Origin of the sequence: Vibrio sp. M260118 (assembly GCF_036533755.1) — a bacterium.
Lineage (GTDB): Bacteria > Pseudomonadota > Gammaproteobacteria > Enterobacterales > Vibrionaceae > Vibrio.
In genome coordinates this window covers 1-7,483 of record NZ_JATABG010000163.1, presented here as the reverse complement: position 1 = coordinate 7,483, position 7,483 = coordinate 1, and the positions used below count along the sequence as shown (strand labels likewise).

9 protein-coding genes are annotated in these 7,483 nt (G+C 46.4%); 8 read left to right on the top strand and 1 reads right to left on the bottom strand.

The window, feature by feature from the left end; translation table 11 throughout:
• Positions 1-33 precede the first annotated feature (33 nt).
• From QTO00_RS11145 to QTO00_RS11110, 8 genes are all read left to right on the top strand, one after another.
• Positions 34-786 carry a heme ABC transporter permease gene (locus QTO00_RS11145; protein ID WP_331424881.1) on the top strand — a complete coding sequence of 251 codons (753 nt, stop codon included), beginning with the start codon at positions 34-36 and terminating at the stop codon, positions 784-786.
• A gap of 2 nt (positions 787-788) precedes the next feature.
• Entirely contained in the window at positions 789-995 is a 207-nt protein-coding gene (gene ccmD, locus QTO00_RS11140; protein WP_331424880.1) for a heme exporter protein CcmD, read from the top strand.
• Entirely contained in the window at positions 992-1,477 is a 486-nt protein-coding gene (ccmE, locus tag QTO00_RS11135) for a cytochrome c maturation protein CcmE (protein ID WP_331424879.1), read from the top strand. Before ccmD ends, ccmE begins: the two co-directional genes overlap by 4 nt.
• Positions 1,474-3,432, top strand: a complete 1,959-nt coding sequence (locus tag QTO00_RS11130; protein WP_331424878.1) for a heme lyase CcmF/NrfE family subunit — start codon at positions 1,474-1,476, stop codon at positions 3,430-3,432. Before ccmE ends, QTO00_RS11130 begins: the two co-directional genes overlap by 4 nt.
• Positions 3,432-3,986, top strand: a complete 555-nt coding sequence (locus tag QTO00_RS11125) for a DsbE family thiol:disulfide interchange protein (RefSeq protein WP_331424877.1) — start codon at positions 3,432-3,434, stop codon at positions 3,984-3,986. Before QTO00_RS11130 ends, QTO00_RS11125 begins: the two co-directional genes overlap by 1 nt.
• A complete protein-coding gene (locus QTO00_RS11120; protein ID WP_331424876.1) occupies positions 3,983-4,477 on the top strand; it encodes a cytochrome c-type biogenesis protein in 495 nt (164 codons plus the stop codon). Before QTO00_RS11125 ends, QTO00_RS11120 begins: the two co-directional genes overlap by 4 nt.
• Positions 4,477-5,697 carry a c-type cytochrome biogenesis protein CcmI gene (ccmI, locus tag QTO00_RS11115; protein ID WP_331424875.1) on the top strand — a complete coding sequence of 407 codons (1,221 nt, stop codon included), beginning with the start codon at positions 4,477-4,479 and terminating at the stop codon, positions 5,695-5,697. The genes QTO00_RS11120 and ccmI overlap by 1 nt, the downstream gene beginning before the upstream one ends.
• Positions 5,698-5,760: 63 nt before the next feature.
• Positions 5,761-6,516, top strand: a complete 756-nt coding sequence (locus tag QTO00_RS11110; RefSeq protein ID WP_331424874.1) for an MlaA family lipoprotein — start codon at positions 5,761-5,763, stop codon at positions 6,514-6,516.
• A 70-nt stretch (positions 6,517-6,586) separates the two neighbouring features.
• On the opposite strand, the gene QTO00_RS11105 is transcribed toward QTO00_RS11110, so the two are convergent.
• The coding region (locus QTO00_RS11105; RefSeq protein WP_331424873.1) for an outer membrane protein transport protein at positions 6,587-7,483 on the bottom strand (897 nt) is incomplete at its 5' end.

The window sequence follows — 7,483 nt, the reverse complement described above, 5'->3', positions numbered from 1 at the left end:
TAAACAAAACTAGAAGTAAGAGTGAGAACAAAGATGTGGAAATGGCTCCATCCTTATGCCAAGCCCGAAACAGCTTATCAGCTTTGCGGTAAGCTGCTGCCCTGGTTTTCCATATTGGCACTGGCATGTTTAAGCGCCGGTACAGTGTGGGGATTAGCTTTCGCGCCTTCTGATTACCAACAAGGCGATAGCTTTAGAATTATCTATATTCATGTCCCTTCAGCGATTTGGTCAATGGGCGTGTATATGTCGATGGCGATTGCTGCATTCATCGGGATTGTTTGGCAACTTCGTCTGTCGAATATGGCGGCGGCTGCAATGGCTCCTATTGGCGCGGTTTACACCTTTATCGCTCTTGTGACAGGCGCTATTTGGGGTAAACCTATGTGGGGCACGTGGTGGGTTTGGGATGCGCGCTTAACTTCTGAGCTGATTCTTCTATTCCTCTACCTTGGTGTAATTGCGCTTTATCACGCATTTGATGATCAGAAAACCGCCGCGAAAGCGGCCGGTATTTTAGCTATTGTTGGTGTGGTTAATCTTCCTATCATTCACTTCTCTGTTGAATGGTGGAACACCCTTCATCAAGGGGCAACGATTACCAAGTTCGAAAAACCATCAATTTCAAGCGACATGCTGTGGCCACTATTGCTGAATATTTTTGGCTTTGCTTTCTTTTTTGGTTCGTTAACCATGATCCGTTTCCGTAATGAAATCATTAGCAAAGAGAGTCATCGTCCTTGGGTTATTCAGTTAGCCGCCAGTAAATCTCAGCGAGGGAGTTAACTATGCATTTTGAATCTTTGAGTGATTTCTTCGCCATGGGCGGTTACGCAGGGTACGTTTGGGCAGCGTTTGGCATTACGTTTGGTGCAATGCTGATCTTACTGATTGTGAGTGTAAAACGTGGTCGCGCTCTACTTAATGAAGTACAAGCAAAAGTTGATAGACAGGCACGAATTGATGCCGCAAAAAATTTGGAGAACACGCTATGAATCCAAGACGTAAAAAGAGACTCGGTATTGTTCTCGCGATCTTTATTGGTATGACCTCTACGATTGGCTTAATGCTCTATGCGCTAAACCAAAATATGGACCTGTTCTACACCCCAACAGAGCTGGTTAATGGTAAGCCTGACGGTACTAAGCCAGAGGTTGGTCAGCGTTTGCGTATTGGTGGGATGGTAGTTGTTGGTTCGGTTAAGCGTGATCCTGAATCTCTGCGTGTATCATTCGATCTGCATGATATCGGTCCGAAAGTCACTATTGTCTATGATGGCATTCTTCCGGACCTATTCCGTGAAGGGCAGGGTATTGTGGCTCAAGGCGTATTGAAAGATGCCACGACAATTGAGGCTTTTGAAGTATTAGCGAAACATGATGAAGAGTACATGCCACCGGAAATTGCTGAAGCAATGAAGAAGACTCATGAGCCGCTACAGTATACAGAACAACAAAAACAAGGAAGCGGTCAATGATTGCTGAAATCGGTCATTTTGCACTGATCATCTCTTTGGCATTAGCAGTACTGCTAAGTGTTCTGCCTCTGGTGGGTGCATCCAGAAACAATACATTACTCATGAACAGTGCTCGACCACTGTCGTGGGGCATGTTTTTACTATTATTTATTTCATTCATTATCTTGCTATGGGCGTTTTACACCAACGACTTTACGCTTAACTACGTTGCAAATAACTCCAACAGCCAACTGCCTTGGTATTATCGCCTGACAGCGGTATGGGGCGCGCATGAGGGCTCTCTACTACTGTGGGTTTTGATTCAGGCTGGATGGACAGTTGCGGTTGCGAGCTTTAGCCGTGGCATGCCTCAAGAGTCAGTGGCGCGTGTATTGGCCGTGATGGGTATGATCACAGTGGGTTTCCTTCTGTTTATCATCCTAACGTCAAACCCGTTCTTGCGTACATTGCCTTTCTTCCCAGTTGATGGTCGCGACTTAAACCCACTCCTGCAAGACCCGGGCTTAATCATTCACCCACCTATGTTGTACATGGGCTATGTAGGATTCTCGGTTGCTTTCTCTTTTGCTATTGCATCTCTGATGACAGGTCGTCTTGATACCGCGTGGGCGCGTTGGTCTCGACCGTGGACGACTGCTGCGTGGCTATTCCTAACGCTAGGTATCGCGCTAGGTTCATGGTGGGCATACTACGAACTTGGCTGGGGTGGCTGGTGGTTCTGGGATCCAGTAGAAAACGCGTCATTTATGCCTTGGTTGGCGGGTACGGCGCTCATGCACTCACTGGCAGTGACAGAGAAGCGCGGCACTTTTAAAGCGTGGACAGTGTTATTGGCGATCTCTGCTTTTTCACTAAGCTTGCTGGGTACCTTCCTGGTACGTTCGGGTATTTTGGTTTCAGTACACGCCTTCGCGTCAGACCCATCGCGCGGCATGTTTATTCTTGGCTTCTTGGTGTTCGTGATTGGTGGGTCGCTACTGCTGTTTGCACTAAAAGGTGCATCAGTCCGCGTACGCGGAAACTTCGATTTGGTTTCTCGTGAGAATGCGTTGTTGGCGAACAATGTGCTTTTGATTGCTGCGCTTGTGGTTGTTCTGGTGGGTACTCTGTTGCCACTAGTGCATAAGCAAATTGGCTTGGGATCTGTCTCTATCGGTGCGCCATTCTTCGATATGCTGTTTGCTTGGCTGATGATTCCGTTCGCTTTCCTACTCGGCATCGGTCCACTGATCCGCTGGAAACGCGATAACTTATCAAGCCTTAAGAAGCCAATGCTGATTTCAGGCGTGGTGTCTTTGGTCCTAGCGGGTGTATTCGTCAGCTTGTTCTCTGAGCATTTCCTATTTATGGCTTACTTAGGCTGGGTGATGTCGTTGTGGATCATATGCCTACACGGATTTGAACTTTATCAACGAGCGACTCACCGTCATCCATTTATGGAAGGGGTGAAAAAACTGCAACGTAGCCACTGGGCGATGATGCTAGGTCACCTTGGCTTGGCAGTGAGTGTGATTGGTATCGCTATGGTTCAGAACTACAGTATTGAACGTGATGTGCGCCTTGCTCCGGGTGAACATATCCAGATTCAAGGTTACGATTTCCATTTCCAAGGTCTACGCGACAAAGATGGTCCTAACTATGATGGTTATATTGCCGATTTTAAGATCACGCGAGATGGCAAATACATCAATACCTTGCATGCTGAAAAGCGTTTCTACACCACAGCTCGGTCTATGATGACGGAAGCAGCAATTGATCGTGGCATTACACGAGATTTGTACATCGCGATGGGTGAACGCTTGGATGACAACAAGTCTTGGGCGGTTCGTATTTATCATAAGCCATTTGTTCGCTGGATTTGGGCAGGTTCTTTATTAATGGCATTGGGAGGAGCGATCGCAATTAGTGATAGACGTTACCGCTTCAGAAAGAACCCGAACAAGCAGGAGGCATAATGACTAAGAAGTTTCTGTTTATTCCTTTAGTGGTTTTCTTAGGCTTGGTCGCTGTCTTTGCGACTCAACTCATTAAAAACCAGCACGGAGATGATCCGACTAAGCTTGAGTCTGTACTGGTTGGAAAACACGTACCAGAGTTTCGTCTAGAAGATCTGGCAGAGCCCGGTAAACTGTACGATCAAGCCATTTTTAAGGGTGAGCCACTGCTACTCAACGTATGGGCGACCTGGTGCCCAACTTGTTACGCCGAGCATCAATACTTAAATGAGCTAGCAGCTCAGGGTGTAAAGATTATTGGCTTAAACTATAAAGATGATCGCGCCAAAGCGGTAGGTTGGCTAACTGACTTAGGTAACCCTTACCTTATTAGTCTGTTTGACGGCAACGGCATGCTTGGGCTTGACTTGGGCGTCTATGGCGCGCCAGAGACGTTTCTGATTGATGCGGAGGGCATCATTCGCTATCGCCACGTTGGCGATGTCAATGATCGTAACTGGAACGAAAAGTTAAAGCCGATGTATGACGCGATGCTAGCGGAGGCCAAATCATGAAAAAGTGGATTGCTGCTTTATTAGCGAGTGTTTGCTTTGCCTCAGTGACATATGCTGCTATCGAGATACATGAGTTTGATACTCTAGAGCAAGAGCTTCAGTTCAAAGAGCTTGGCAACACTTTGCGTTGCCCCAAGTGTCAGAACAACACCATTGCAGACTCCAACGCTGAGCTGGCGGTTGATCTGCGTGAAAAAGTGTACGAGATGACCAAAGCAGGCAAATCGAAGCAAGAGATCATCGATTACATGATCGCTCGCTATGGCAACTTCGTCACTTACAATCCTCCGCTTACGGTTGCTACGTCTATTCTTTGGCTTGGCCCTATTGCGGTAGTGCTATTTGGCTTTGGCTTTATCTTCGTTCGTAGTCGTAAAAATAAAGCCGCTACTGTTGAAAAGGGGCAGCAGTGGGATGAGGAAAAAGAGGCGCGTTTAAAAGCGCTACTTGATGAACAGAATGATGAAAAGAATGATGGAGATAAGCAGTAATGACACTATTTTGGATAGCTTCTGTCATTCTAGTGGTGGTCAGCGTGTTGTTGATTGCTCTACCTTTTATCAACAAGAAGTCGAACATTGACGACGAGCTTCGTGATGAACTCAACAAAGCGTTTTACAAAGATCGCCTGGAAGAGTTAGAGGAGGAGACAGACGAAGGTTTAGTTGAAAACCAACAAGAGCTAATCGAAGACCTGAAACAGTCTCTGCTAGATGATATCCCTGACAGCGAATCTGTAAAACAAGAGAGTAAGGTATCGTCTTGGGCGGTGGTTGTACCCTCAGCGTTATTGGTTATCGGAATGTCTTACGGTCTCTACTTCAAGTTCGGTGCATCTGAAGACGTAATGAGGTGGCAAGAAGTTAGTGCTAACTTACCTGCTCTATCAAAAAAATTAATGGCTCCTGAAGGTGCGACACTTAGCGATGACGAAATGCAAGATCTCACATTGGCTCTGCGTACTCGTCTTCACTACCAACCTGATGATTCAACCGGTTGGCTGCTACTAGGGCGCATTGCACTCGCTAATCGTGATGTTGCTACTGCTGTGGGGGCAATGAAAAAAGCGTATAACCTAGAAACGGATAACCCGGACGTGATGCTTGGTTACGCGCAGGCATTGATGTTATCTCAAGATGATACTGACCAAGATAAAGCGCGCCGCCTACTGGGGCAGTTGGTTCAGCAGGATTATGTTGATTTACGCGTGTTCTCACTTTTGGCATTTGATTCGTATGAACGTAAGGATTATCCTGCGGCAGTTCGATATTGGCGTGCGATGCAACAGATGATCGGTCCACAAGATAGCCGCTATGAAATGTTGTCTCGTAGTATCGAAAATGCGCAGAAACAGATGGGCCAGAAAATTGGTACAGGTAAGTCTGTCGCTGTGACTATCTCTATTGCAGACAATGTGAGCGCCGACCCAAATTCGGCGCTGATCGTGACCGTGCATACTGCAGACGGCTCACCAATGCCAGTTGCCGCTGCAAGATACCCACTAGGCTCGTTCCCACGCACGGTGGTACTAGATGATGGTAACAGCATGATTGAACAGAGAAAACTTTCTTCACTCGAGGCCTTAATGGTGCGCGTTCGTCTAGATAGTGACGGCAACGTCGCTACTAAACAAGGGGACTGGTTTGGTGAGAGCGAAGTGGTTAGAATGGGTGAACCAGTTGAAGTTGTAATTGATAGTCAATTCGAATAAGTATTGATTATGGATACGCGAAGGCCGGTAGTAATACCGGCCTTTTTTATGGATAAAATAATAATGAGAACAATCAAACCGCAGATATGGATGTTGTTTCTAGTCCTTGGGCTAGGCGGGTGTGCGTCAGCGCCTGAAGACGATTCTGCATTCAATGAACCGCAAGTAAATGATCCGTTTGAGAGTTTTAACCGCTCTATGTGGGCGCTTAACTATGACTACTTAGACCCTTATTTCGTTCGTCCGGTCTCTCTCGCTTATGTCAATTATGTTCCTACTCCGATCCGTAGCGGGATTAGTAACTTTTTAAGTAACTTGGATGAGCCTGCTAGCATGATTAACAACCTAATCATGGGTAATGGAGGTAAGGCACTTGATCACTTTAACCGTTTTTGGATTAACTCAACTCTTGGTTTAGTCGGTCTTATTGATGTCGCCTCAGAGGCAGGGATTACTGATCACAATGAGAAAACCTTTGGCGATGCAGTAGGGCACTATGGGGTCGGTAATGGCCCTTATGTAATGGTTCCCGGATACGGTCCATGGACGGTGAGAGAAACTGCAGACTTTGTCGACCACACCTACATACCTTTATCGTTCCTAAACGTTTGGGCAGGCTTAGGTAAATGGGCATTAGAGGGAATGGAAACTCGTGCTGCCCTCGTGAACCAAGAAGTGATGCTTGAACGATCTCCAGATCCATACGCAGTCGCGCGTGATGCGTATCTTCAGCGTCAAGACTTCAATGCTGAAATAGAACAAGAAACTTATAACGCTGAAGAAGAAGAGTTTTTAGATGAATATCTAGAAGATTTTTAACAAAAGCTTTAAAGACAAAAGGCTTGGTTTATTACGAACCAAGCCTTTTTAGTTTCTAGCATCTAAACGCTTAGAAAGTGTAGTTGGCCTGTAGGCCGATTAGCCAAACGTTGCCTGATACCTCGCCGGTAAATTGCCCTGCCACGTTTTGAGCAGCATCGTCAGAAGAATATCCGCGAGATTCTACAATACTTGCGTCTTTAGCAATGATGTAAGTTAGGCCACCATCAAGTGAGAACTGCTTTGTAAACTCGTAAGATGCACCAAGACTTAGCCAAGTACGATCGGTTTCAGGAATAGTGATAGTACGGTTTTTGTCACTAACTGCTGATGTATCGTAAGCAACACCAGTGCGTACAGCTAGTTTAGAGTCCACTTGGTAAGTTGCACCAACAGCAAAGCGGTAATTGTCTTCCCAGTTTTCAACCTTAACCATCTTCGTGCCATATGTGTCCAGCTGCGCTTCTAACTTCTCGAAGCTGCTCCAATCAGTCCAGTTGATGCTCGCGTGGATCGCCAGTTTGTCGTTCAATTGGTGATAACTAGCCAGTTCTGCTGTTGCTGGTAGTGCAAGTGCCATAGAACCGTTATCGCGTGCATTTGCCAGTGCAGCGTTAAAACCTACTCCCGTTGCATAACCTTCGAGTTTTAGCTCAACTTCTGACTTGTATGCAAAACCAATACGGTGGTCTTGGTTGATCTGCCACGCTGTGCCCACTTGCCAGCCCCAAGAAGTGTCGTCACCTTCCATATATTTTAAGGTTGTTACATTTCCTGGAGAAACGAGGTTATTTGTAGGAGTTTTTGCCCCAAAACTTCCCTCTCCCATAACATAGCGAACGCCACCGCCTACACTTACGGAGTCGGCGAGTTTGTATGCCAGGTTCAGGTTTGCTTCCATTGTTGTCACACTAGCCTCGTTGCCGAAGTGAGAGGCTGCAAAGTCATTACCTAGATTAGTTTCCAT

Excerpts from the sequence above, each read along its gene's own strand:
- ccmI (WP_331424875.1), top strand. The coding sequence starts at position 4,477 with ATGACACTATTTTGGATAGCTTCTGTCATTCTAGTGGTGGTCAGCGTG.
- QTO00_RS11130 (WP_331424878.1), top strand. The coding sequence starts at position 1,474 with ATGATTGCTGAAATCGGTCATTTTGCACTGATCATCTCTTTGGCATTA.
- ccmE (WP_331424879.1), top strand. The coding sequence starts at position 992 with ATGAATCCAAGACGTAAAAAGAGACTCGGTATTGTTCTCGCGATCTTT.
- QTO00_RS11110 (WP_331424874.1), top strand. The coding sequence starts at position 5,761 with ATGAGAACAATCAAACCGCAGATATGGATGTTGTTTCTAGTCCTTGGG.
- ccmD (WP_331424880.1), top strand. The coding sequence starts at position 789 with ATGCATTTTGAATCTTTGAGTGATTTCTTCGCCATGGGCGGTTACGCA.
- QTO00_RS11145 (WP_331424881.1), top strand. The coding sequence starts at position 34 with ATGTGGAAATGGCTCCATCCTTATGCCAAGCCCGAAACAGCTTATCAG.
- QTO00_RS11125 (WP_331424877.1), top strand. The coding sequence starts at position 3,432 with ATGACTAAGAAGTTTCTGTTTATTCCTTTAGTGGTTTTCTTAGGCTTG.
- QTO00_RS11120 (WP_331424876.1), top strand. The coding sequence starts at position 3,983 with ATGAAAAAGTGGATTGCTGCTTTATTAGCGAGTGTTTGCTTTGCCTCA.